General features: G+C 47.3%; 1 protein-coding gene. It reads right to left on the bottom strand.

Going from position 1 to position 811, the window contains the following annotated elements; translation table 11 throughout:
• Window positions 1–644: EcoRII N-terminal effector-binding domain-containing protein (locus tag ACOTX2_RS24505; RefSeq protein WP_421626003.1), on the bottom strand; the 644-nt coding region annotated here is incomplete at its 3' end.
• Window positions 645–811: the final 167 nt, after the last annotated feature.

Below are 811 nucleotides of genomic sequence, written 5' to 3'. Positions count from 1 at the left end.
TGCTCATCCGGATCAAGGGAATTTTTCACATAATGGCTGGCTGCATACTGAATAATTTCACTTCCCGACGGAAAGCGCAGGTGCCAGTCTTCAGGTAGAATATATTTATGATTTACTGGCGCTTGCTGTAGAGATAGTCCGCCTAGAATCTGTCCTGCGGGGCCGGATATAAGCGCTCCGGGTATAACTTCACCAATAGCGGTCTCAATGACGTCCTCTTCATCAGTGCTGGCGCATACCCAAATATTTACTTCCTTACAGTCCCCCCCTTGCTCATCAAGCTTGAAAGCCAGGAGCGTCAGAGCCCCTGTATTTTCAGGATCCTGAAGTGGGCTGCCTCTACCCCAGCGGGTAATCCTTTTTTCATTCCGGGTTTTACCAAAATGACGGCTGTTATAATAAATTGCCCTGGCTTCGCTGTCAGGGCAATCATGCGATGACACATGTGCGGTGAGAAAAACCGAAGGGTTCAGTTCACGGGTATGGTTGATAGACGGAAAGAGTTTTTCAACGATACCTGAAGGGATATAAAGCCCTACCTGGTGACCACCTGTTGCGCCGGTATCGTTGGCGGAAAGGCGTTTGATGTAGACGAAGTAATTCTCACATGCGATCTCAAGTAGCCAGTTGTGGAAAACCGACATAAGCATCCCCTGTTACCCTGAAACTCTACTCACCATTTTTTCATGATTATATACAAACAGTGTCATTTTCAGAAGACGACTGCACCAGTTGATTGGGCGTAATGGCTGTTGTGCAGCCAGCTCCTGACAGTTCAATATCAGAAGTGATCTGCACCAATCTCGACTAT

The sequence above is a fragment of the Enterobacter cloacae complex sp. IR5412 genome, from assembly GCF_049237385.1.
GTDB classification, from domain to species: Bacteria; Pseudomonadota; Gammaproteobacteria; order Enterobacterales; family Enterobacteriaceae; genus Enterobacter; species Enterobacter intestinihominis.
The sequence above is the reverse complement of the archived record's forward strand: the minus strand, read 5'-3'. Positions and strand labels throughout refer to the sequence as shown.